The following is a 22,184-nucleotide window of genomic DNA, read 5'->3' as shown; positions in this document are numbered from 1 at the left end:
CGTCACCGAAGTCCTGACACACCAACCGTCACCGATGTCCTGATGCAGAACTGTCACCGATGTGCTGAGACATCACAGTCCCGACTTGTCGGTGGGCGATGGCATAATCGAACGCATGTTCGAGTCCGACTTCGTGGACGCCGACGACAAGACAGTCGTGGCCGCGATCGAGGAGTGTGCGCGCTCTGAGGCGATGCTGGCCGCGCGGCGGCTGGCCGCCACCGCGGAGTTGACCGCGCGCTACACCGAACCCGATGAGGAGCGGGATCATCTGGCCGTCGACGGGTGGCGGATGGCGTCGGCGGAGATCTCGGCGGCGATGGGGGTCGGGGACCGGGCGGCTTCGAGGCAGATGTGCATCGCGATGGCGCTGCGCGAGCGGCTCCCAAAAGTCGCGGCGCTGTTCACGCAGGGGCGGTTGAGTGCGGCGCTGGTGTCGACGATCACCTGGCGCACACAACTGATCGTGGACTCGCAGATCGCCGAGCGCATCGACACTGCGATCGCGCAGCGTGCCGGCGAGTGGGGTGGGTTGTCGGTGGCGCGATTGGAATCAGCGATTGACTCCCTTGTCGATGAATACGATCCCGACGCACGCCGGCGCATGCGCGAGGCCGCCCAGAACCGGGATGTGCGTTTGGGCAAGCGTGATGACGTGACTGGAACGATGTCGCTGTGGGGCCGATTGAGCATCGCCGATGGTGAACTGCTCAAACGCCGGCTCGCGCAGCTATCGAGCCAGGTGTGCAAAGACGATCCGCGCACCGCAGGACAGCGCCGCTCCGAAGCGCTCGGCGCCATCGCCGCCAACGCCGAGGGATTGAGTTGCAAATGCGGTAGTCCCGACTGCCCGTCAGCCGGACAAGACGATCCCCGCGCAGCGCACTTCGTCATCAATGTCATCAGCGAAGCCAACGCTCCGAACACAGAACCCGTACCCGCAACACCTGCCGAATCCGCGACGGCAGAGCCGGCGGCCGGGCCGGTGGAACCGGCGACAGAGCCGCAAGCTGCCGAACCGGCGACAGAGCCGCAACCTGCCGAACCGGCGGCAGAGCCGCAACCTGCCGAACCGGCGGCAGAGCGGCCGAAGCCGAGATCCGCTGCGGCACTGATCATCGGCGGTGGGCTGATCCCGACCCCGTTGTTGGCTGAGCTGATCAAGAACGGGGCCAAGGTCCAGTGGGTTCACAAACCGCCCGCCGCGCCCGAGACCGGCTATCGGCCTTCGGGCAAGACCGCACGATTTGTCCGAATGCGCGATATGACCTGCCGGTTTCCCGGTTGTACTCGCCCGGCCGACTTCTGCGACCTTGACCACACGACACCCTCTCCGGCGGGTGTCACCCATCCGTCGAACCTCAAGTGCCTGTGCCGAATTCATCACTTACTCAAGACATTCGGCGGGTGGGGCGATCAGCAACATCCCGACGGAACCGTCCTGTGGACCGCACCGTCGGGCAGAACCTATCTCACCCACCCCGGAAGCCGGCTGTTTTACCCCGGCTGGGACACCACCACCGCCACCCTGCCCGTGCCCACCCGGCCAGCACGACACGGCGACAAAGGCGCGATGATGCCGCGCCGCCGACGAACGCGTGCCCAAGACCGGCTTCAACGAATCGAAAGCGAGCGCGCCCTCAACGCCCTCGACCGCAAGAGGTGGGCCGCGCCCGCGACCACCCAACCCAGCAGGCCACCACCGCAGGACGATGACCTGTGGAAAATCGCCACGGACGCCGGCGTTGACACCACGGACACCGATCCCGCGCCGTTCTGACCACTGATGAACACACGCAGCCGCTCGCGGGCGGGGGGCCAGCCCGATATCTTCGTAGGGCGCTTACCGGCCCGGTAAGCGAAATGCTCAGCGCAGCGCTTACTTTCGGGAGGTCGGATGCCAAGCGATGTGCGGAAGGCGATCACAGGTGCGTCGATCGGGAACGCCGTCGAGTGGTTCGACTTCGCTATCTACGGCTTCCTGGCGACATACATCGCGGCCAACTTCTTTCCGGCGGGCAACGAGACGGCGGCACTGCTGAACACGTTCGCGATATTCGCGGCCGCCTTTTTCATGCGTCCGCTCGGCGGATTCGTCTTCGGCCCCCTGGGCGACAAGATCGGCAGGCAACGGGTCCTGGCGTTGGTGATCCTGCTGATGTCGGGCGCGACCGTCCTCATCGGCGTCCTGCCCACCTACGCCTCGATCGGCGTCGCAGCGCCGCTGCTCCTTCTGCTCCTGCGCTGCCTGCAGGGGTTCTCCGCCGGCGGTGAATACGGCGGAGGCGCCGTCTATCTCGCGGAGTTCGCAACCCAACGCCGCCGCGGGCTGACCATCACCTTCATGGCGTGGTCCGGCGTGCTGGGCTTCCTGCTCGGCTCCATCACCGTGACCCTGCTTCAGGCGCTGCTGCCCACCGAGGCGATGGAGAACTACGGCTGGCGCATCCCCTTCCTGATCGCCGGGCCGCTGGGCCTCGTCGGCCTCTACATCCGGCTGCGCCTCGACGACACGCCCCACTTCGCCGAGCTCAGCAAGACCGACCGCGTCGCGGAGTCGCCGCTGCGTGAGGCGTTCACGACGTCATGGCGGCCGATCCTGCAAGTCGTCGGCATGTTCATCGTCTTCAACGTCGGCTACTACGTGGTGTTCACGTTCCTGCCGACCTACTTCATCCAGACGCTCGAGTTCTCCAAGACCGACGCCTTCCTGTCGGTCACGCTGGCCAGCCTCGTCGCGCTCGTCCTCATCCTTCCGTTGGCCGCGCTGTCGGACCGGATCGGCCGTCGGCCGATGCTGATCGCCGGATCGGTGGCCTTCGCGGTTCTGGGCTATCCGCTCTTCCTGCTGCTCAACTCCGGGTCGCTGGTCGCCGCGATCGCCGCCCACTGCGGTCTGGCGGTCATCGAGTCGATCTACGTCTCCACCGCGGTGTCGGCCGGTGTCGAACTGTTCGCCACCACCGTGCGCTACAGCGGATTCTCGATCGGCTACAACATCTGCGTCGCCGGATTCGGCGGCACCACCCCGTACGTGGTCACCTGGCTGACCGCCGAGACCGGCAACGATCTCGCGCCAGCGTGGTACCTGGTCGTCGCCGCGGTGGTCTCGCTCGCGACGATCATCACGCTGCGGGAGTCCGCGGGCCGGCCGCTCGCACAGACCGCCGATCGACAGCCGGCGTCTAGGGTGGGTTCATGAAGCTTCGCGTGATGCCCTACGTCACGGTCGAGATCGACGATCACTTGCGCCGCCGCGCTCGAGCCGCAGGCGAGCGACTGCGCGTCAACGTGCGCTCCTACCTGTTGAGCGCCGCCGACGACGTCGACTCCGTCAGCGACAAAGTCCGTGGTCTGTGCGACCGGGCGGTCAACCGCGTCGACACCGTCGTCGCCACCGTCAACGATCGGATCGCCCCCGAGCGCACAGCACCATCACTGCGGGTGGTCACGGGCGACCGCGAGGCCAGCTAGCGTCGAAGGCCCGGCTGGGTCGATGCCGGCCGACCTCGACTGGCGTCAGCCTGCCCGAGCGTTGCGGCCGCCGACCAGGAATCCGGCGACCAGCACGACCAGACCGATGATCGCGACCGGAATCGACCACATGCGACGATCGGACACCGCCGAGTGGCACTGCGCGACATAGTCCGGCGGATCCTCAGTCAGCTCATCGATGATCGGGAGGTTCTTCAGCTGGTTGGGATCGTTGCTGTTGGCCTGGCTGGCCTCGGAGTCGTCCGCGGCGATGGCATTGCCGCACGAGATCTTCTGGTTGTCCGGCCCGGAGATCGACACTGGGACCAGCATGGCGATGACTCCAACCAGAAGGACCACCGCACCGACCAGCACAAGCAAACGTCGCAGATTCATGATCGGTTTGATGCCCCGATAGGTGGGGCACCAAACCTCGCAAACGGTCGCTGCCTCCGAGCCAGGCGCGCAGGCCCGCGGTCCGTATGTTGTTCTTGTCCGATGTGCGCAGCCTGGCCGGAAGGGAGCGAAACGCTTTGGTAGGCCCCTCGTGGTAGATCAGGGTCTGGTCGTCCTGCTCGCCCTGCTCGCCGCGGTCTTCTTGGCGATCGGCATCGTGGTTAGGCAGCGCGCCACCTTGGACGTACCGGAGGAGCACGGCATCAGCACCGTGATGGTGACGACGCTGCTGCGCAGGCCGCTGTGGTGGGCCGGCACGGCCGCCGCGCTGGCAGGCTATGGCTTTCAGGCCCTCGCTTTGATCAAGGGTTCGCTGCTGCTTGTTCAGCCCATCCTGACGTCGGCTCTCCTGTTTGCTCTGCCGCTGAGCGCCCGGCTCGCCAACCGTCGGGTCACTCGCCGGGAGTGGATGTGGGCGATGGTGCTCACCGCCGCGCTCGCGGTGTTCGTGGTGCTTGCCAAGACCCGACCCGGTGACTACGAGGCGTCCGTTCCCCTTTCCGTTCTCGTGGCAGTCGTCTGCGCCGGTGCGGTGACGGCGTGTGTGATCTTGGCCGTCCGCACCGCCGGGTGGAAACGTGCGGTGCTGCTCGCGGTCGCGGTCGGATTGCTGTTCGGGGTCGTCGCGCTGCTGACGAAGCTGGTGATGTTCCTGCTCGCCAACGGCGGCGTGGGCAAGGTGGTGACCACCCCTGCGCTCTATCTGCTCCTCGTGCTGGGCGTCCTCGCGGTGTTCCTGCAACAGTCCGCGTTCCACGCCGGATCCCTGCAGACCTCGGTGCCGACGATGCTGGTTCTCGAACCGGTGGTCGCCGTCGTGCTGGGCGCGGTGGTCCTCGGTGAGCACATGACCGTCGGCGGCGTGAAGGCGATCGCGATCTCAGCCGCCGTCGTCGCGATGGCTGCCGCCACGATCGCGCTCGGCCGCGACGAGGGTGCGCTCGAAGAGGAGCTCGAGGCGGAGGCCGCCGCCGCGGCGGCGGCCAAACACGGACCCTGACAGCACGGCGCTGACAGCAGGGGCCAGACGCTACGGCCCGTTGGATCGACGCTGCTCGTGCGCCATCGCCGTCCACAAGAGCTGAGCGGCGGCACGCGCCGACTGCTGCGGAGCGATCGGCTCGGCGACGCCGGGCTGCTGGGCCGGACGACCGCTGACGTGTTCCAACAACGCCACCGCCAGTTCGCGCAGCTTGACGTTGAACTCCTGACTCGCGCGACGCAGCATGCTCCACGCCTGCTCGGCGTCGCAGCCGACCAACCCCATCAACGCGCCCTTGGCCTGTTCGATCGCCCCGCGCGACTGCAGCGCGGCCAGCAGGTCCTCGAACGCGGCCTCGTTCTGGGCCGCGGTGGTGACGAGGGCCGCCGAGACGAGTTGCTCGTAGGCGGCCAGCGTCGTGACGGTGACCGCCGAGGCGGGCTCGGTTAGCGTGCACGACAGCACAATCGCCGCGTCCTCGCGCCAGAAGCCCGGTACCGCCGCCGCTCCGTGTACGGCTTTCAAGTCGCCCGTGATCCCGCCGGCGAGGTCGGCGGCCGCATCGAAGGTCAGCCCGGGCCAGCGGTCGTCGGTCCACAGATCGAGGCTTAGCACCGGCACCTGATGGGTCAGCGCGTCGGCAACGGGGCCGCCCAGCCCAGACAGCTGAGCTGCGAGCATCTTCTCTTCGATACCGAGCGTCGCAAGTGCAGACGCGTCCTCGTTGAACCGCTTGTCGTGGACGGTGACGGCAACCCCCAGGGTGTTCGACACGTCGGCCTGCAAGCGTTCGAGGATCCGGTGCAAAAGCGTGATCAGCTCGGGGTGCTGGCGAGGCTGAAAACTGGGTGCTGGCACGGCGATCCGCTCAGTCGACGACGGTGACCGTCGCGACCTTGTCGAGGCCGGAGATACCGAGCAGCGTGGTGATCGGCCCGTTCGAGGGCACCACCAACTCGAGCTTGGCGTTCGCCGCGAGAGAGAACAGCTCCCGCAGGGCGGCGCTGTCGCAGTAGGTGACCTCGGTGAGGTCGACCGTGACGGAGGAATTGTCCGCGGCTGCGCGCGTCAACACGTCGCTGAACTCGTCGACGTTCGCCAAATCGATCTCGCCGACCGCGGTGACCACCGGTGGCGCCTCAGCGCCCCCGGGCTCGAGCCGGAACTGGTTGCGGGTCACTACTTTGCGTCCCCCACCGTCAAAAAAGCACACCAATGGACGGCAGTGTGAGCGAGTCCGATCACAGAACCTCCCGATGTCCTAGAGGCTCCACCGCCTCTGAGCACGCCACATAGCCCGCATTGCTGCCTCTTCCCGACAGACGTTCCTTGCCAATATTTGTAATACCACGACAGCGGTGTCCAGGGGGGCAGAGCTGGTTCAAACTCGAATCTCCGGTAACTGAAACGTCATATCCACGGTGGTGCCGGCCGCCGTGCCGTCGAGGTCCACGCGATCGCTGACGGCGCGCATCAACAACAGGCCCCGGCCTCGGGTGCCGGGATCGGGAGGCGGCGCCTTCCACGACCCGAAGTCGGTGACCCGCACGTGGATCGCCGTGTCGTGGATCTCGGCCTCGATGCGCATGCGCCCCGGCTCGTGCCCGCGATAGGCGTGCTCGACGCTGTTGGAGCAGGCCTCGTTGACGACGAGGATGAGATCGGAAACCGACTCGTCGGAGGCGCCGTTGGCGGCCAGCCAGGCCGCCAACCGGTGCCGGATCTCGGTCAACTTCTCCGCGGTGGCGGTGTCGTCGATGACGAGGGAGGCCTTCGGCGACCGGTAGATCACGATTGCCACGTCGTCGTCGAAACCACCGTCAGGCACCAACGCGCGCAGCACCGCGTCGGCGACACCTTCGATGGGCATCCTCGCGGTATCGGCCAACACCGCCGACATCCGGTCGATCTGGGAGTCGATCGACCGGTCACGGCGTTCGATCAGGCCGTCGGTGTAGAGCATCAGTGTCGAGCCCGCGGGTAACGGATGCGTCGTCTGCGGGCGGGGCCGCGAGTGCGTCACGGCCAGGGGGACCGAGCTCGCCTCGTCGAGCAGTTGCGGTGACGCGGTTGTAGGCACCAGCACCGGCGGGACGTGACCGGCGTTGCTGTACTCCACGGATGCGGACACGGTGTCGACGATCGCGACGAACACAGTGGTGCAGTAGGCGTCCGGGATGAACTCGGCGACGGCGTCGAGGTGTTCGAGCACCGTCGACGGTCGCGCCCCCGTGAGCAGCAGCGCGCGCGTCGACGCACGCAGCTGTCCCATCACGGCGGCGGCCGCGAGTCCGCGCCCCACGCAGTCCCCGACCACGATGCCGATCCGGCCGTCACCGACGGGAAGCACGTCATAGAAGTCGCCACCGATCTCCAGCGGATGAACGGCGGGCTCGTAGCGCACGGCGAATCCCGGCGGCAGATCGATCGGGGACAGCAGCGAGCGCTGCAGCGTCAGCGATGTCTCCCTGGCGCTCTCGAACTGCCGCACATGCTGCAAAGCCGAGCTGAGGTGGCCGACGAGGGCCGAGACCAGTCGCCGGTCCTCCGCGCTGACCACCCGCGGAACCTGGTGCTCGAGGCACAGCACGACGTCCCGCGCACCGGAGAGCACGGCGACGAAGCCCCTGGTGGTGCCGGCGCTGGGCACCGCGCCGACCGGCGTCACCGTCAGCGGTATCCACGTGCGGGCGTCCTCGAACGTACGGCGCCAGTCCTCGCCGAGGTCCCTCCACGAGGTGACCGCGGGTTCACCGGCCACCCGGACGGTCGGCTCCTCACCGTCGGCCTTCGGCCACGTCACCGCGATCAGACGCTGCGCATCCAACGGAACGCGGCACTGCGCGAGCGTTATCGCCAGCACCTCGTCGACGTCCTTGGCGACGCTCACCGCCGTCGCCAACCGCGCCATCGCCCGGTCGCGCTCCGCCGCGGCGCGGGGCGCCGTGACATCGCGGATGGTGCCGACATAGAGACCGCGCCGCGAGTTGTGGTCGGGGACGGCGTTGATGCTGATCGCGACCCAGCGCGTGCGTCCGTCGCGGTGCCTGATCTTGGTTTCGGCCGTCATGCGTCCGTCGCGCACCAGCGCGGCCCTGCGATCGTCGGCCGCGACCCCGTCGACCGCCCAGGGATGAGGCATCGGATAGGGCAGGTCCTCCTCGCCGTATCCGGTGACCTCGGCGAAGGCGTCGTTGATCTCGACGACGCACCCGGTGGCGTCGGTGATGAAGAAACCCTCTTGAAGCGAGTTCACCAACGCGCTGCGGAACACGTCGCGATCGGCGAGATCGTCGGCTCTCGCTCGTTCGCGTTCGTAGCGCTGGTGAAAGTCTGCGGTGTCGGTCATGTTCGCGGCAGTCGGCCCTCCCAGCTCGCGCTCACACCGGAATCACCCAGCGCACAAGTCTCTTCTCGACATTAGCCTGCGTATCGCAGCATGAACCGCTGAAGCACTGATCTATGGCAGGACGCGACGCGTTAAGCTCGCCCCATTGCCGTCGTGGTGGCGGCGCCTACCGGAGGACCACCGTTGTCACGAATTGAGCCGATAACCACTTCGATCTCCCACGAGGACGGCATCGCTGTGTTGACGGTCGGCGGTGACGTCGACCTCGCCACGGTTCCGGCGTTCCAGGCGGCGATCACCGAGGCGCTCGCGCAGGAGCCCTCCGCCCTCATCGTCGACCTGCTGGCGGTGGACTTCCTCGCGTCCGCGGGTTTGCAGGCGCTGGTCGCGACGCACGAGACCGTCAGCAAGTCGGCCCGCTTCGCGGTGGTGGCCGATGGGCCCGCGACCAGCAGGCCGATTCAGCTGACCGGCCTCGACCAGGTCTTCTCGCTGTATCCGACGTTGGCCGAGGCGTTGGGCGCGCTGAAGTCCGGTTCCTAGTTCCCGCAGTGTCCCTAGCTGCGATTTCGAACTGAGCGAGCGTCCCGATCTTGGGTTAGAGTTCGAACGCCGGCTTTGATCTTGAAGCCTTCTCCGCACCGGTCGGAACAGTTAGGACTGCAACCATGAGGTCAGCTCAGATCGGTCGTCGCATCGCCGCCGTCGCGGGTGGTGCCGCCGCGGTCGCGATGGTCGTGTTCAGCGCATCGTGCTCCACCGAGGAGAAGGCGCCAGAAGAGACCACCACGACGACCACTACGACAACCACGACCGAGGCGCCGCCTCCGCCGCCGGTCGAGACCACCGACAAGGCGCCGCGCATCTCGCCGGGACCCAACCCGTTCTCGCCGACGGTGACCGCACCGCCTGCGCCGACGGCGATCCCGGGCGACCACTAGCCGTCCATCGACCCGGGTTCGAAATACGCTGACGTCCGTGAGTGTGCGGCATCTCGGCGTGCTGGCGCTGATCACGGTGGGCGTATTCGTACTCGTCTCCGATCTGCGCCCCGTCTCCGCGCGCTTCGGCGGCGAGGTGATCGCCGGGCCGTACTCCTACCTGTTGGCGAGCTCGACCGATCTGGGGCCCTCGCTCGACAGCGGGGTTCAGCTGACGATGGCGCTGCGCGACGAACACCGCCCCGTGGGAATGTACGCATGGGCCGACGGCCACGGTCTTTCCGTTCGCTGGCGCCCCGGTCATCCCTGGGCGGTGGTGGAAGGACCGGCGGCGTCCGTCGCGGATGCGTTCGACGTCGAGGTCCGTGACTACCGCGGCCGCCGCGGCCAGGTTTTCTACGCATCCCCGCAACAACCGGACGTGCCGGATGCGTTGCGCGAGGAGGTCTCTGAGATCGGCCGGATCCTCGGCTACATGCCGCACCACACGTCGCACATCTGGACGCTGCCGCTGGATGTGCCGGACAAGGGCCTGACTCCCGAGGCGCTGCGCAACACCTACAACGCCGCACCGCTTGCCGCGGCCGGCTACACAGGCAAGGGCACCACAATCGTGTTCTTCGCCTTCGACGGCTTCGACCAGGCCGACTTCGACAGCTTCGCCGACACTTACGACCTGCCCCGCTTCACCCCCGAGGTGATCGGTGAACTCGACGAACCGCGCGGGGAAGCCACGATGGACCTTCAGGTGGCGCACGCGGTCGCTCCCGATGCGCGCAAGGTCGTGGTCAGTGCGCTTCCGACCGTCACCGCCGACGGCGCGTTCGAACGCATCGGCCAGATGCTCGAGGAGACGGACCGCCGGTATCCCGGCGCCGTGTGGAGCTTCTCCATCGGGTGGGGCTGCGACAAGCTGATCACGGCTGCCGACCTCGCCCCCGTGCGCTCGGCGCTGGCCACCGCGCAGTCACACGGCACCACGGCGTTCAACGCCAGTGGCGACCTGGCGGGCCTCGAGTGCAAAGGCGGCGACGACTGGTCCTCGCCGCCGGGCGAGTCCGACGTCGGCCTGGACTCGATCGCCTCGCTGCCCGAGATGACCGATGTGGGCGGCACCACCCTGTCCACGGACAGCGACGGTCGGTGGCTGTCCGAGCAGGCCTGGTTCGACGTGCCGTTGTCGGTGGGCACGGGCGGCGGTGTCTCGGCGGTGTTCGACCGTCCCGACTGGCAGCGCGAGGTGTGGCCCCACCGCGACATCGACCGCCGGCTGACTCCGGACGTCGCGGCCGTCGCGGACCCGTTCACCGGTGTGCGCATCGTGTTTCAGCAGACGGCGTTGGTCGGTGGCGGCACGTCGCAGTCGGCACCGATCTGGGCGGGCCTGGCCGCGGTGATGAACCAGTACCTGCTCGCCAACGGCGGCCGCCCGCTCGGCGACCTGAACCCGCTGCTGTACCGCATCTCGCGGGGCGCCGAGCTGCCGGCCTTCCGCGACGTTACCCTCGGAGGTAACGCGGTCGCAGACGCGCTGCCCGGCTATGACCTGGTGACCGGCCTCGGCACCCCCGACGTCGACAACCTCGTGCGCAATGTACTCACGCTTCAGAAGGCGGCCGCATGACCACCGGTGACGACGACAGCGTGCCGACCGCCGAGTGCCGGGTCTGCAAGACCGACGTGCCTGCGGGCGAGTACTGCGGGTTGTGCGGATGTCACCTGACACCGCGGCGGCGGGAGGGCCCGGACTGGTTGCGGCCGCTCGATTTCAGCGCCGCGCCGAACGAACACCTTCTGCAGGTCTCGGTCGCGAGCTCGCTGTTCCCGCATCTGCCGCAGCGCTCACGCACCGCATTCCGGATCGGCCTTGTCGTGTTGGTGGCGGCGCTGATCGCGTTCGCGTTCCTGCGGTTACCCGCCGCCGTGGTGACGGTCGCCGCGCTGGGACTGCCGCTGTTGTTCGTCCTGTACTTGCGCGAGTCGGATGCGTTTCGCGACTTTCCCATCGGCACACTGGTTCTCACGGTCGCCGTGGCGGTGGGGCTCGGGGTGGGCTGGGCGTCGTTGACCGGTGCGGTGTTCGCCAAATCGTATGGTGTGGCGTTGGGTTCGGCGATCATCGGTGAGCGCATGCTGCGCATGGGCATCGCGATTCCGCTCGGCGGGGTCCTCCTGATGTTGTCACCCGCCGTGATCGTTCGCCTGACGCGGCCATTCTCGCGAGAAGCGCTGGACGGCTTCATGATCGGGGCGCTGGGCGCCTTGAGCTTCTCCGCGGCGGCGACGCTCACGCGGCTGGCTCCGCAGTTCGGCACCGGCGTGGTGAGCAAGCGGCCGATGGAGAGCCTGCTGGTCGAGGCGGGCATCCGGGGGCTGGCGGCGCCGTTGATCGCCGCGGCGACCGGCGGATTGATCGGTGCCGCACTGTGGTTCACCCGGCCCCCGAGCAAACGCGACCAACGTCCGGGTGTCGTGCGCGCAATGCTGATCGGCTTCGCGGTCGCCGTGCTGGGCGTATATCTGGCGCTGGGCCTGATCGACGTCGCCCGCGTCCCGCAGGTGCTGATGTTGGTGGCCTACCTCCTGCTGGCGGGGGTGGCGCTGCTGTTGCTGCGGTTGGGTCTACACCTGGCGTTGCTGCACGAGGCACACGACGAGATCCGTGCGGAGGAACCGCTGTTGTGTCCGCACTGTGGACACGTCGTGCCTGACATGGCGTTCTGCCCGGCGTGCGGGGTGGCGACGCGCGCGTCGTCGCGCTCATCACGCCGGGCGAGGCGCGAATCGCGGCCGGTTCGCGGTGACCCCGAATGAGCGCACCGACGAATTTCTTTCCCGGATACGCGGTTCCGGCCGGTGCATACGCGGCCGCGGCGCCGCGGCGGACGTCACGCAGGCGGCTGGTGCTGACATGGTTTGCCGTGATCGCAGTGATCGCCGCCGCCCTGGTCGGGATGTCGGCGATGATGGCCAAGCCGCCGGTGCGCTACGTATGCCCACCCGACTGCGGGCGGCCGCCGACCGGCACCCCGGTGTCCATCAACCCTCGTTTCACCTCGCCGGACGGCGCGTTCTCGGTGTCCTATCCCGCGCCGGAGTCGGCCTATCGGGTGAGCACCAAGCCCAACGGGGTGACCGCCGAACTGCTCGCCGGTGACGGTGGGACGCTGCAGTTGTTCAGCGAACCCGCCGCGGGCCGATCCGCGCAGGAGATCGCAAAGTCGTTGGTGAAAGCCACTTTTCCCGACACCCGGACCGCGTACGAGATTCCCAACGCGATGGTCGGCTTCCACTCGGGATACGGCGAAGTCGCCGACTGTTGGCCGCAAGGCGCCAACAGCAGCTATCTGCGCATGCGGGTTCTGGTCGTGGCCGCGGTGAAGAACGACCTGGCGTTGATTGCGGCGGCAGTCGGGCCGTACCACCAGTTCAGCCCCGACTTCGGGTTCGGCAAACCGTCCGGTGCCAACCTCCAGATCGCCCTGGATATGGGCAAATACGTCAACAGCTTCAGCTGGCGTGGGGATCGGCCCCGGTGATGCATTCAGATGGCGCCGTTGAACAGGCAGAGCCAGGCGGCGACCATCACGATGACCGCCAGGAGCCCGGTCACGATCACGTGAGCCAGCAGATGCGTCCGGTCCTTCATGGCGGCGACGCTAGGGAGGCCTCCTGAGAACCCTCTGGCAGCGCCTGCAGAATCCGCTGATTGACCCGGATCACACCGTCGATGTGACCTTCGCGGCAGCGTGGTCGGGCATCGGGTCGTAACGGGCGAAGGTCCTGGTGAACGTGCCGGCACCGTGGGCCAGCGAACGCAGGTCGATGGCGTAGCGGCTCAGCTCGACCTCGGGGATCTCGGCCTTGACCAGTGTGCGGTCGTCGCCGACCTTTTCGGTGCCGAGCACACGGCCCCGCCGCCCGGCCAAATCGCCCATGATGGCGCCGACGAAGTCGTCGGGAATCAGCACCGTCACCTCGTCGACTGGTTCGAGCAGGTTCACCTTGGTCGCCGCGGCCGCTTCCCGCAGCGCGAGGCCGCCGGCCATCTGGAAGGCGAAGTCGGACGAGTCGACGCTGTGGGCCTTGCCGTCGAACAGCGTGACGCGGATGTCGACGACCGGGTAGCCGGGTCCGACGCCCTTCTCCATCTGCGCCCGAATGCCCTTTTCGACGCTCGGGATGAATTGGCGGGGCACCGCGCCGCCGACGACTTTGTCGATGAACTCGAAACCGGAGCCTTCGGGCAGCGGCTCGACCTCGATGTCGCAGACCGCGTACTGGCCGTGCCCGCCGGACTGCTTGACGTGGCGCCCGTGTCCTTTGGCCTTGCCGCCGAACGTTTCTCGCAATGGAATGCGCAACTCGACGCCGTCGACGGCGACGCCGTAGCGCCGCGACAGCGCATCGAGGACGACGTTGGCGTGCGCTTCGCCCATCGTCCAGAGCACGATCTGATGTGTCTCGGGGTTCTGCTCGATGCGCAGGGTCGGATCCTCGGCGGCCAACCGTTGCAGACCGCCGGACAGTTTGTCTTCGTCGGTCTTCGCTCGTGGCTGCACCGCGATGGGCAGCAGCGGTTCGGGCATGCTCCATGGCCGCAGCACGAGCGGATCGGACTTGTCGGACAGCGTGTCACCGGTCTCGGCCCGGCTGAGACGTCCGATCGCGCAGATGTCGCCGGCGATCACCGAGGAAGCGGGACGCTGCTGCTTGCCGAGCGGAAAGGACAGCGACCCGATGCGCTCGTCCTCGTCGTGATCCTCGTGCGCTGCGAGCGAGCCGGTCAGGGAGCCGCTCCCGCCGAAGAACGACGAGAAGTGGCCGGACACATGCACTGTCGAGTCGGGAGCGATGGTTCCCGAGAACACCCGGACCAGGCTCACCCGTCCCACGTAGGGATCGGATGTCGTCTTGACGACCTCGGCCAGCAGCGGGCCGTTCGGGTCGCACGGAAGCTCGGCGCGCGGTTTGCCCTGCGGCGTGAAGACCTCGGGCAGCCGGTGTTCGGGCGGTGAGGGAAAGCCGGCGGTGATGATCTCAAGCAGTTCCTGCGTGCCGACGCCCGTGCCGCTGCACACCGGGAGCGCGGGGAAGAACGTCGCCCTTGCGACGGCTTTCTCCAGGTCGTCGATGAGCACCGACCGGTCGATCTCCTCACCGCCGAGGTAGCGCTCCATCAGCGTCTCGTCTTCGGACTCCTCGATGATGCCCTCGATCAGCAGGCCGCGGTGCTCGGAGATCGCGTCGGCGTACGAGTCGTCGGGTGCATGGGTGGCGGTGCGTTTACCGTCGGCGTATTCGTAGTGCGCCTCGGACAACAGCCCGATCAGCCCGGTGCACGGTGAGTTCGCGGGCAGGTACAGCGGAAGTACCTTGTCGCCGAACGCCTGCTGCGCGCCGGCCAACGCGTTGGGGTAGTTCGCGCGGGCGTGGTCGAGTTTGGTGATGACTACGGCGCGCGGCATTCCCACCTGGCTGCATTCGAGCCACAGCGCCTTGGTGGGTTCGTCGACTCCTTCGTTGGCGGCGATCACGAACAGCGCGCAGTCCGCGGCACGCAATCCCGCTCGCAGTTCCCCGACGAAGTCGGCGTAGCCGGGGGTGTCGATGAGATTGACCTTGATGCCGTCGTGTCGTAGGGACGCGAGCGCAAGGCCTACCGAACGTTGTTGGGCGATCTCGGCGTCGTCGCTGTCGCAGACGGTGGTGCCGTCCTGAACGGAACCCTGTCTGGTCAGGACTCCTGCGGCCACCAGAAGTGCCTCGACGAGGGTTGTCTTGCCGCCACCCGATGGGCCCACCAGCACCACATTGCGGATGGCGGCCGGACTGTCCGCGTTCGGGGCGGCTCCGGCGCCCTGGGAATGTGTCGTCTTGTCAACCATGACGTTCCCTTCCACGACGGCTGCGCTGCCGCCGCCAAAGTGTGTGTTAGACCACAATTCTCCTATCCGACAGCGAGCACAAGGGCTTGATCGATTTGGCGCTCAGGCCTGCCACGAAGCCCACTTCGTGATGGTCACGCTGACCACGGGGCCGTCGAGGGCGATTCGCTCATACTGCGAATACTTGTTGCGTAGCAGCGTGTATCCGGCCGCCAATTCTTCGCCGCTGTAGTGGATTTCGGCTAGGCCGTCGACACGCACCCACCACAGCTGCGTCCAGTCGTCGTCGTAGTGGTCGACGAGCATGCTCACGTGCGGGTTGCCCTCGATGTTGCTCAACCGCCGGAGGTTGCGCGTCGACTTCCGCTTGGCGTCGACGGCGGTGTAGGCCATCCCGGCGTGCACGGCGAACACGACCGGCACCAGGTGTGGCGCCCCTGCGGAACCCACGGTGGCGAGCGCCGCGACGGGCGCCGCGGCGAACATGGCCTCGGGCTCGAATGCGGCCATACTCATCGCTGGGACTGGCTGGGGCGCTGCGGTGCAACGCTGATCGGCGACCGCGTGACCGGTGTGCGCGTCACCCCGATCTCCGGGTCGCGGCCGGCTCTGGTCGGTGGAGTGCGCGGTCGGTTGGTCGCCGGCGGCGGAGGGGCGACCGGCGCCGCCGACGTCTGGACGCGTGGCGGTGGAGCCGGCCGTGGCGACGGTGGCGGGGTGCTCGGTGATTGCGATTGCGTGCGCGCCGGTGCCGTGGTCTGTACGGTCGGGCGGACCGGTTCGGACTCCTGGTCGGCGGACTCGCCAGGCGACTGGAGCACCAGCAGGACGGCGGAGACCACGAGCGCGACGGCCGCGATCGCGGCGGCGATCAAGATGCTGAGATTTCGTTTAGTTCGGTACCAGGGCGGCGGGGCGGGCTCGAAGTACCAGCTGTTCTCGTCGAAGGCGTCGAACATCATGTCGCGGCCCGGCACCTTGTCGGGATCGAAGACGTCGGCGTCCGCTTCTGTCGCCGGATCGGCGGCATCCGCGACATCGACCGGATCGTCGATCAGGTAGTCGAAGTCCCCCGAAACTTCGCGTCGCGCCACACGAGAATGCTAACGCCGGGCAAAGCGGTCGGCCTGGCAAACTCCGATGGGAGTTGTGCGTCGTCACAACCGCCGCGATAGGGTTCGAGCGCCTCGCTCGGCGTCATCCACCGGGACGATTCGGTGCGGTAACCGCTGCACCACCGCGCCGACTCCTGACCATCGGAAGGTTCGGCATTGAAGATCACGACTCTGGCGGCCCCGTTCGCCGCATCCGTTCTGCTGCTGGCCGGTTCGGTCGCGTGCGCGTCGCCGGAACAGAGCGGTGACGCTGAGCGGACCCAGCCCGGTGTCAAGGCCGCAGAAGCCACGTCGGCCGAGGATTTCGGCGGGATCGGCGGGCTGATTGCGGCGGCCAAGAACGAGGGTGAACTCAATGTGATTGCCCTACCACCGGATTGGGCAAACTACGGCGCGATCATCAGGGCGTTCTCCGACAAATACGGCATCACGGTCAACTCGGCGCAGCCCGACGCGTCGAGCCAGGAGGAGATCGACGCGGCCAATCAGCAGAAGCGCAGCGACACCGCACCCGACGTGTTCGACCTCGGACAGTCCGTCGCGCTCGCCAACACCGGGATGTTCGCGCCGTACAAGGTGGTCAACTTCGACGACATCCCTTCGGCGTTCAAAGACCGGGACGGAGCGTGGGTCAACGATTACGGCGGCTACATGTCGATCGGCTACGACTCGGCGAAGGTGCCGCCGGTCACGCGCATCGACGACCTGCTGAAGCCGGAGTACCGGAGCGCGGTGGCACTCAATGGCGACCCCGCCCAGGCCGGTGCCGCGTTCTCGGGCGTGGTGATGGTTGCGCTGTCCCAAGGGGGTTCGGTCGACGACATCGCGCCCGGTGTCGAGTTTTTCCAGAAGTTGGCCGACGCGGGCAATTTCGTCCCCGTCAACCCGACGTCGGCCACCATCGAATCCGGTCAGACGCCGGTCGTGATCGACTGGAACTACGTCAACGCCGCCGAAAGCAAGAAGCTGCCGTCGTGGCAGGTGTTAGTTCCGCCGGATTACACCGTCGCCGGGTACTACTACCAGGCGATCAACAAAGACGCGCCGCACCCGGCCGCGGCGCGGCTCTGGCAGGAATTCCTCTACAGCGACGAGGGCCAGAACTTGCTCGCGCTCGGTGGTGTTCGACCGGTCCGCGCCGACAACATGGCCGCCGACGGCACTTTGGACAAGGCGGCGGCGGAATCATTGCCCGTCATCAACGGGCCGGTGACGGTGCCCTCACCCCAGCAGACCGAGGCCGCCACCAAATACCTGGCGGAGCACTGGGCCGCCGCGATCGGCTGACCTAACCGGAGTTCAGACGTCCTTGACCGGTTCGATGCTCAGGTCTCGGTACGTGACCAGCGCGGCGAACGGCACGCCCCGCGCGGCAAAGCGTTTGGCGGCGATGTCGCCGCGGTCCACCATCGGGATCACGCCGGTGACCACCGCACCCGCCGCGGTCACCCGGTCGAACGCGATCTCGGTCGAGCCGCCGGTGCTGATGACGTCGTCGACCAGCAACACCCGCGTACCCGGCGCCAAGCGGGTGCCCTCGATCCACTGTTCGCGACCGCGCGCCTTCTGCTCCTTGCGGACCGAGAACCACGCCTTGCCGGTGACCATCGCGACGCCGTGGGCCAGCGGGTCGGCGCCCATGGTCAGCCCGCCCACCGCGTCGAACTCGATGCCGCGGCTCTCAGCCAGCTCGGCGACCGCGCGGCTGACGATGGTCAACCGCTCACCGGTGTCGATCGCGTACTTGCCGTCGATGTAGTCGTGGCTGAGCTGGCCGCTGGCCAACTTGAACGGCTCCTCACGGCGCTCGTGGCCGCGGGTGGCGATCAGGTCGAACGCCGCTTGCCAGGTGGCCGGTCGCCCGGAGGGAGCCGCAGTCATGAGGTGATGGTATTTCAGCCGCGGCGCGCCAGGCGGGTCAGCTCAACGGCGGCCGAACGCAATTCGTCGATCGAGTCGAGTTTCTTGGGATAGCCGATCCGCGTGTAGGCGAGCCCGCGCTCGGTGGTGAGCCGCAGGTCGAGGCCGTACCGGTCGGCGCCGGTGCAGGTCGCCGCGGTGGTGTCCGGGTAGCCGCCCAGCGCCTTGGCCATCGCGACCAGCGTGTCGGCGTGATCGGCGTTGAGATGCGCGACGGCGCCGGCCGCCAACGGTTGCACCGGATCGGGCTGCGCGGCCGAATACGCCTCACCCGTCGTCGACTCCATCCGCCCGTAACCACCGACCCAGCGCACCCGCTGCACCCGCAGCACCCACAGCGTGAAATCGCTGTAGTCGATGTAGTACTTGGCGGCGGCGACGGCCGAAAGGTGTGCCTCGCGCGCGGCGGCGAGTTCATCGTCGGCAGGTCGCTCCACCACCCCAGCGAGCGTGACCCGCCCGCTGGCCAGTGGGTCGGTCTCCGACGTCGGTGCGACAATCGCGATGCTCGCCCGCGGGTCGGCCAACAGGTTGCGGCCGTGCTCGGCGAGGTTGGACACGCACAGCACCGGGGCGCCCTCGAGCAATCCGTACGTCACGAATGACGCCCACGGATCCCCGTCGGCCGTCAGCGTCGCCAATGTTGCGGTATTGGTGGATGCGGCGATGGTCCGGGCTTCCTCGGCGGCCGTCGGGCGGACGGAGTTGACGACCTCCGTCAGCGGTGGAGGAATCGACGGTGCATCGCCGGGGTCGCCGTGATCACGTGTGGCCACGCCGGAACGATACCGAAGTGAGCGTCGGCAGATTTTTCCACCGATTCGTTTCCTCGCGACGTGGGTAGGTTGAAGGCCGTATGGATAAGCACAGCGGTGTCAGAGCATCCGCCGACCACGACCCGGCGGAGGGCAGTCACGTCGAGGACGGTGTCGTCGAGCACCCCACCGCCGAAGACTTCAGCCACGCCCGGATCCTGCCCGAGGACCGCACCTGGTTCAAACGTGCCGTCTTCTACGAGGTGCTGGTGCGCGCCTTCTACGACTCGAACTCTGACGGCATCGGCGATCTGCGCGGGCTGACCGAGCAACTCGACTACGTGAAGTGGCTTGGCGTGGACTGTCTTTGGCTCCCGCCGTTCTACGATTCGCCGTTGCGCGACGGTGGCTACGACATCCGCGACTTCTATAAGGTGCTGCCTGAGTTCGGCACCGTCGAGGACTTCGTCGAATTGCTGGACGCCGCGCACCGCCGCGGTATCCGCGTCATCACCGACCTGGTGATGAACCACACCTCCGATCAGCATGCGTGGTTTCAGGAATCACGCCGCGACCCCGACGGTCCGTACGGCGACTACTTCGTGTGGAGCGACACCAGCGACAAGTACAACGACGCCCGCATCATCTTCGTCGACACCGAGGAGTCGAACTGGACCTTCGATCCGGTGCGACGGCAGTTCTACTGGCACCGCTTCTTCAGCCACCAGCCCGACCTCAACTACGACAACCCCGCCGTACAAGAGGCGATGCTCGATGTCCTGCGGTTCTGGCTCGACCTCGGCATCGACGGCTTCCGGTTGGACGCGGTGCCCTACCTCTTCGAGCGGGAAGGCACCAACTGCGAGAACCTGCCCGAAACCCATGCGTTCCTCAAGCACTGCCGCAAGGTGATCGACGACGAGTATCCGGGTCGCGTGCTGTTGGCCGAGGCCAACCAGTGGCCCGCCGACGTCGTCGAGTATTTCGGTGATCCGGACACCGGCGGCGACGAATGCCATATGGCGTTCCACTTCCCGCTGATGCCGCGGATCTTCATGGCGGTCCGACGCGAGTCGCGGTTCCCGATCTCGGAGATTTTGGCGCAGACGCCCGACATCCCCGAGATGGCGCAGTGGGGCATCTTCCTTCGCAACCACGATGAGTTGACGCTGGAGATGGTCACCGACGAAGAGCGCGACTACATGTACTCCGAGTACGCCAAGGATCCGCGGATGAAGGCGAACGTCGGTATCCGCCGACGGCTGGCGCCGCTGCTGGACAACGACCGCAACCAGATGGAGTTGTTCACCGCGCTGCTGCTGTCGCTGCCCGGGTCGCCGGTGCTGTACTACGGCGACGAGATCGGGATGGGCGACATCATCTGGCTCGGCGACCGCGACGCGGTGCGCACCCCGATGCAGTGGACGCCCGACCGCAACGCGGGCTTTTCGACAGCGACGCCCGGGCGGTTGTATCTGCCGCCGAACCAGGACGCGATCTATGGCTATCAGGCCGTCAACGTCGAAGCGCAGCGGGACATCTCGAACTCGCTGCTCAACTGGACCCGCACGATGCTCGCGGTGCGCAGCCGCCATGAGGCGTTCGCCATCGGGAGCTTCCACGAACTGGGCGGTTCCAACCCGTCGGTGCTCACCTACGTCCGCGAGGTCGAGAAGGAGTCAGGTGACGGGGCCGGCGCGAAGGACACCGTGCTCTGCGTCAACAACCTCTCCCGGTTCCCTCAGCCGATCGAGTTGAATCTGCAGGCCTACAACGGATACACGCCGGTCGAGATGACCGGATACGTGGAGTTTCCCCGCATCGGCCAGTTGCCGTACCTGTTGACCCTGCCCGGCCATGGGTTCTACTGGTTCTCGCTGAAGGCACCCAGCCCGGAGCATGGAGAACAGTCATGACCCTGCCGTTCGAAGAGTGGCTGCCGCACCAACGGTGGTACGCCGGCCGCAGCCGCGAATTGGCCAATGTGCAGCAGGCGGCCCGTACCGCCCTGCGTGAGGATCTTGACCTCGTACTGCTCGACGTGTCCTACACCGACGGCTCGACCGAGCGCTATCAGGTGTTGGTGCGCTGGAACTTCGGAGCCGCGAATGCGGCGGCACCAGACAGGGGTCCGATTGACCATGAATTCCTAGAGGTCGCGACGATCGGTGTGTCCGCCGATTCCTCGGGCGAGCGCACCGCCTACGACGCGCTCTACGACCCCGGCGCGGCGCAGTATCTGCTGTCGCTGATCGACTCGTCAGCGACGGTCGGGTCCGGCGCCGAGGCCGTGCGCTTCGTCAAAGAACCCGGCGTGGAGTTGCCGCTGGACGCGGCGCCGCGGGTCTCGTCGGCCGAACAGAGCAACACCAGCGTGGTGTTCGAGGAGAAGGCGATCCTCAAGCTCTTCCGCCGCATCACGCCGGGTATCAACCCGGACATCGAGCTGAACCGGGTGTTGGCCCGCGCCGACAACCCGCATGTGGCGCGGCTGCTCGGCTCGTTCGAGACCACCTGGAACGTAAGTGAGGACGGTGAGCCATGCGCGCTCGGCATGGTCACCGAGTTCGCGGCGACCTCGGCCGAGGGCTGGGATATGGCCACCGCCAGCACCCGCGACCTTTTCGCCGAGGGCGACCTCTACGCCGACGAGGTCGGGGGCGACTTCGCGGGCGAGTCGTATCGGCTCGGTGAGGCGGTCGCGTCGGTGCACGCCACGCTGGCCGACGAACTGGGCACCGAGACCACCGCCTTCCCGACCGACACGGCCTTGGAGCGGCTGGCGTCGGCGACCAAGTCCGTGCCCGATCTCGAGCAGTACGCGCCGCTGATCGAGGAGCGGTACCGCAAGCTGTCGGACGAGACGGTCACTGTTCAGCGCATCCACGGCGATCTGCATCTCGGCCAGGTGTTGCGCATCCCCGAGGGGTGGCTGCTGATCGACTTCGAGGGCGAGCCCGGCCAGCCGCTCGAGGAACGGCGCCGACCGGATTCCCCGCTGCGTGACGTGGCCGGGGTGCTGCGGTCGTTCGAATACGCCGCCTACCAACGGTTGATGGAACAGTCCTCCGACGAAGACCACGACCGTCAGCTCGGTGCGCGGGCCCGCGAGTGGGTGGACCGCAACGCCGCGTCTTTCTGCGAGGGGTACGCCGGGGTGTCGGGTACCGACCCGCGAGACTCCGGTCAGCTGCTGGCGGCCTACGAACTGGACAAGGCGATCTACGAGGCCGCGTACGAGGCGCGCTTCCGGCCGAGTTGGTTGCGGATCCCGATGAAGTCGATCGCGCGCATCATCGGCTGA

At 67.3% G+C, this 22,184-nt stretch carries 21 protein-coding genes; 12 read left to right on the top strand and 9 right to left on the bottom strand.

Translation table 11 applies throughout. The features are described from left to right. Nucleotides 1-115: 115 nt before the first annotated feature. The 3 genes from A5790_RS20380 (at nucleotide 116) to A5790_RS20370 (ending at nucleotide 3,474) form a co-directional block, all read left to right on the top strand. Nucleotides 116-1,780 carry an HNH endonuclease signature motif containing protein gene (locus tag A5790_RS20380; protein ID WP_082961820.1) on the top strand — a complete coding sequence of 555 codons (1,665 nt, stop codon included), beginning with the start codon at nucleotides 116-118 and terminating at the stop codon, nucleotides 1,778-1,780. Between the two features lie 117 nt (nucleotides 1,781-1,897). After that, nucleotides 1,898-3,202 carry an MFS transporter gene (locus A5790_RS20375; protein ID WP_066848300.1) on the top strand — a complete coding sequence of 435 codons (1,305 nt, stop codon included), beginning with the start codon at nucleotides 1,898-1,900 and terminating at the stop codon, nucleotides 3,200-3,202. Then, nucleotides 3,199-3,474 (top strand): hypothetical protein, encoded by a 276-nt coding sequence (locus A5790_RS20370; protein WP_064395932.1) that lies wholly within the window; start codon nucleotides 3,199-3,201, stop codon nucleotides 3,472-3,474. The genes A5790_RS20375 and A5790_RS20370 overlap by 4 nt, the downstream gene beginning before the upstream one ends. Before the next feature lie 45 nt (nucleotides 3,475-3,519). On the opposite strand, the gene A5790_RS20365 is transcribed toward A5790_RS20370, so the two are convergent. Continuing rightward, nucleotides 3,520-3,870 (bottom strand): hypothetical protein, encoded by a 351-nt coding sequence (locus A5790_RS20365; RefSeq protein ID WP_064417839.1) that lies wholly within the window; start codon nucleotides 3,868-3,870, stop codon nucleotides 3,520-3,522. A 151-nt stretch (nucleotides 3,871-4,021) separates the two neighbouring features. Between A5790_RS20365 and A5790_RS20360 the strand changes: the two genes are divergently transcribed. Further along, complete coding sequence (locus A5790_RS20360; RefSeq protein WP_064424787.1) at nucleotides 4,022-4,930, top strand: DMT family transporter; 909 nt, start codon at nucleotides 4,022-4,024, stop codon at nucleotides 4,928-4,930. A gap of 30 nt (nucleotides 4,931-4,960) precedes the next feature. Here A5790_RS20360 and A5790_RS20355 read toward each other — a convergent pair whose 3' ends face one another. From A5790_RS20355 to A5790_RS20345, 3 genes are all read right to left on the bottom strand, one after another. Further along, the gene (locus A5790_RS20355) at nucleotides 4,961-5,770 is read right to left on the bottom strand and encodes an ANTAR domain-containing protein (RefSeq protein ID WP_066848297.1); all 810 of its coding nucleotides are present in this window, start codon (nucleotides 5,768-5,770) and stop codon (nucleotides 4,961-4,963) included. Between the two features lie 10 nt (nucleotides 5,771-5,780). Beyond that, nucleotides 5,781-6,092, bottom strand: coding sequence for an STAS domain-containing protein (locus A5790_RS20350; RefSeq protein WP_066848294.1), 312 nt, complete (start codon nucleotides 6,090-6,092; stop codon nucleotides 5,781-5,783). A gap of 201 nt (nucleotides 6,093-6,293) precedes the next feature. Further along, entirely contained in the window at nucleotides 6,294-8,261 is a 1,968-nt protein-coding gene (locus A5790_RS20345; RefSeq protein ID WP_066848292.1) for a SpoIIE family protein phosphatase, read from the bottom strand. Nucleotides 8,262-8,444: 183 nt separating this feature from the next. Between A5790_RS20345 and A5790_RS20340 the strand changes: the two genes are divergently transcribed. From A5790_RS20340 to A5790_RS20320, 5 genes are all read left to right on the top strand, one after another. Then, nucleotides 8,445-8,804: an STAS domain-containing protein gene (locus tag A5790_RS20340; RefSeq protein WP_197696842.1), complete on the top strand. Its 360-nt coding sequence runs from the start codon at nucleotides 8,445-8,447 to the stop codon at nucleotides 8,802-8,804. A gap of 125 nt (nucleotides 8,805-8,929) precedes the next feature. After that, complete coding sequence (locus A5790_RS20335) at nucleotides 8,930-9,202, top strand: hypothetical protein (protein WP_066848290.1); 273 nt, start codon at nucleotides 8,930-8,932, stop codon at nucleotides 9,200-9,202. 37 nt (nucleotides 9,203-9,239) lie between these two features. Beyond that, the gene (locus A5790_RS20330) at nucleotides 9,240-10,826 is read left to right on the top strand and encodes a protease pro-enzyme activation domain-containing protein (RefSeq protein WP_156656467.1); all 1,587 of its coding nucleotides are present in this window, start codon (nucleotides 9,240-9,242) and stop codon (nucleotides 10,824-10,826) included. Continuing rightward, nucleotides 10,823-12,016 (top strand): hypothetical protein, encoded by a 1,194-nt coding sequence (locus A5790_RS20325; RefSeq protein ID WP_066848285.1) that lies wholly within the window; start codon nucleotides 10,823-10,825, stop codon nucleotides 12,014-12,016. Before A5790_RS20330 ends, A5790_RS20325 begins: the two co-directional genes overlap by 4 nt. Further along, entirely contained in the window at nucleotides 12,013-12,741 is a 729-nt protein-coding gene (locus A5790_RS20320; RefSeq protein WP_066848282.1) for a hypothetical protein, read from the top strand. Before A5790_RS20325 ends, A5790_RS20320 begins: the two co-directional genes overlap by 4 nt. A 180-nt stretch (nucleotides 12,742-12,921) precedes the next feature. Here the strand turns inward: A5790_RS20320 and A5790_RS20315 are convergent, their stop codons facing one another. The 3 genes from A5790_RS20315 to A5790_RS20305 all read right to left on the bottom strand — a co-directional run bounded on the left by A5790_RS20315 (nucleotide 12,922) and on the right by A5790_RS20305 (nucleotide 16,184). Then, a complete protein-coding gene (locus tag A5790_RS20315; protein ID WP_066848413.1) occupies nucleotides 12,922-15,090 on the bottom strand; it encodes an elongation factor G-like protein EF-G2 in 2,169 nt (722 codons plus the stop codon). Nucleotides 15,091-15,192: 102 nt separating this feature from the next. Beyond that, nucleotides 15,193-15,600, bottom strand: coding sequence for a TIGR03668 family PPOX class F420-dependent oxidoreductase (locus A5790_RS20310; RefSeq protein ID WP_066848279.1), 408 nt, complete (start codon nucleotides 15,598-15,600; stop codon nucleotides 15,193-15,195). 2 nt (nucleotides 15,601-15,602) lie between these two features. Further along, a complete protein-coding gene (locus A5790_RS20305; RefSeq protein WP_066848276.1) occupies nucleotides 15,603-16,184 on the bottom strand; it encodes a hypothetical protein in 582 nt (193 codons plus the stop codon). Nucleotides 16,185-16,361: 177 nt separating this feature from the next. On the opposite strand from A5790_RS20305, the gene A5790_RS20300 reads away from it, so the two are divergent. Next, nucleotides 16,362-17,492 (top strand): ABC transporter substrate-binding protein, encoded by a 1,131-nt coding sequence (locus tag A5790_RS20300; RefSeq protein WP_156656466.1) that lies wholly within the window; start codon nucleotides 16,362-16,364, stop codon nucleotides 17,490-17,492. Nucleotides 17,493-17,504: 12 nt separating this feature from the next. On the opposite strand, the gene pyrE is transcribed toward A5790_RS20300, so the two are convergent. Together pyrE and A5790_RS20290 are read right to left on the bottom strand one after the other, a co-directional pair. Beyond that, complete coding sequence (gene pyrE / locus A5790_RS20295; RefSeq protein WP_066848269.1) at nucleotides 17,505-18,086, bottom strand: orotate phosphoribosyltransferase; 582 nt, start codon at nucleotides 18,084-18,086, stop codon at nucleotides 17,505-17,507. 14 nt (nucleotides 18,087-18,100) lie between these two features. Beyond that, nucleotides 18,101-18,901, bottom strand: a complete 801-nt coding sequence (locus A5790_RS20290; protein WP_066848267.1) for a HugZ family protein — start codon at nucleotides 18,899-18,901, stop codon at nucleotides 18,101-18,103. Nucleotides 18,902-18,981: 80 nt separating this feature from the next. On the opposite strand from A5790_RS20290, the gene treS reads away from it, so the two are divergent. Continuing rightward, nucleotides 18,982-20,796: a maltose alpha-D-glucosyltransferase gene (treS, locus tag A5790_RS20285; protein WP_066848264.1), complete on the top strand. Its 1,815-nt coding sequence runs from the start codon at nucleotides 18,982-18,984 to the stop codon at nucleotides 20,794-20,796. Further along, on the top strand, nucleotides 20,793-22,184 hold the full coding sequence (locus tag A5790_RS20280; protein WP_066848262.1) for a maltokinase: 1,392 nt from the start codon (nucleotides 20,793-20,795) through the stop codon (nucleotides 22,182-22,184). The genes treS and A5790_RS20280 overlap by 4 nt, the downstream gene beginning before the upstream one ends.

Source organism: Mycobacterium sp. 852002-51152_SCH6134967 (genome assembly GCF_001667105.1).
GTDB classification, from domain to species: Bacteria; Actinomycetota; Actinomycetes; order Mycobacteriales; family Mycobacteriaceae; genus Mycobacterium; species Mycobacterium neumannii_A.
Note: the sequence above shows the minus strand (reverse complement) of the source record. Positions and strands in the feature narration are given on the sequence as shown.

Excerpts from the sequence above, each read along its gene's own strand:
- A5790_RS20380 (WP_082961820.1), top strand. The coding sequence starts at position 116 with ATGTTCGAGTCCGACTTCGTGGACGCCGACGACAAGACAGTCGTGGCC.
- A5790_RS20375 (WP_066848300.1), top strand. The coding sequence starts at position 1,898 with ATGCCAAGCGATGTGCGGAAGGCGATCACAGGTGCGTCGATCGGGAAC.
- A5790_RS20370 (WP_064395932.1), top strand. The coding sequence starts at position 3,199 with ATGAAGCTTCGCGTGATGCCCTACGTCACGGTCGAGATCGACGATCAC.
- A5790_RS20365 (WP_064417839.1), bottom strand. The coding sequence starts at position 3,870 with ATGAATCTGCGACGTTTGCTTGTGCTGGTCGGTGCGGTGGTCCTTCTG.
- A5790_RS20345 (WP_066848292.1), bottom strand. The coding sequence starts at position 8,261 with ATGACCGACACCGCAGACTTTCACCAGCGCTACGAACGCGAACGAGCG.
- A5790_RS20335 (WP_066848290.1), top strand. The coding sequence starts at position 8,930 with ATGAGGTCAGCTCAGATCGGTCGTCGCATCGCCGCCGTCGCGGGTGGT.
- A5790_RS20325 (WP_066848285.1), top strand. The coding sequence starts at position 10,823 with ATGACCACCGGTGACGACGACAGCGTGCCGACCGCCGAGTGCCGGGTC.
- A5790_RS20320 (WP_066848282.1), top strand. The coding sequence starts at position 12,013 with ATGAGCGCACCGACGAATTTCTTTCCCGGATACGCGGTTCCGGCCGGT.
- A5790_RS20315 (WP_066848413.1), bottom strand. The coding sequence starts at position 15,090 with ATGGTTGACAAGACGACACATTCCCAGGGCGCCGGAGCCGCCCCGAAC.
- A5790_RS20310 (WP_066848279.1), bottom strand. The coding sequence starts at position 15,600 with ATGGCCGCATTCGAGCCCGAGGCCATGTTCGCCGCGGCGCCCGTCGCG.
- pyrE (WP_066848269.1), bottom strand. The coding sequence starts at position 18,086 with ATGACTGCGGCTCCCTCCGGGCGACCGGCCACCTGGCAAGCGGCGTTC.
- treS (WP_066848264.1), top strand. The coding sequence starts at position 18,982 with ATGGATAAGCACAGCGGTGTCAGAGCATCCGCCGACCACGACCCGGCG.
- A5790_RS20280 (WP_066848262.1), top strand. The coding sequence starts at position 20,793 with ATGACCCTGCCGTTCGAAGAGTGGCTGCCGCACCAACGGTGGTACGCC.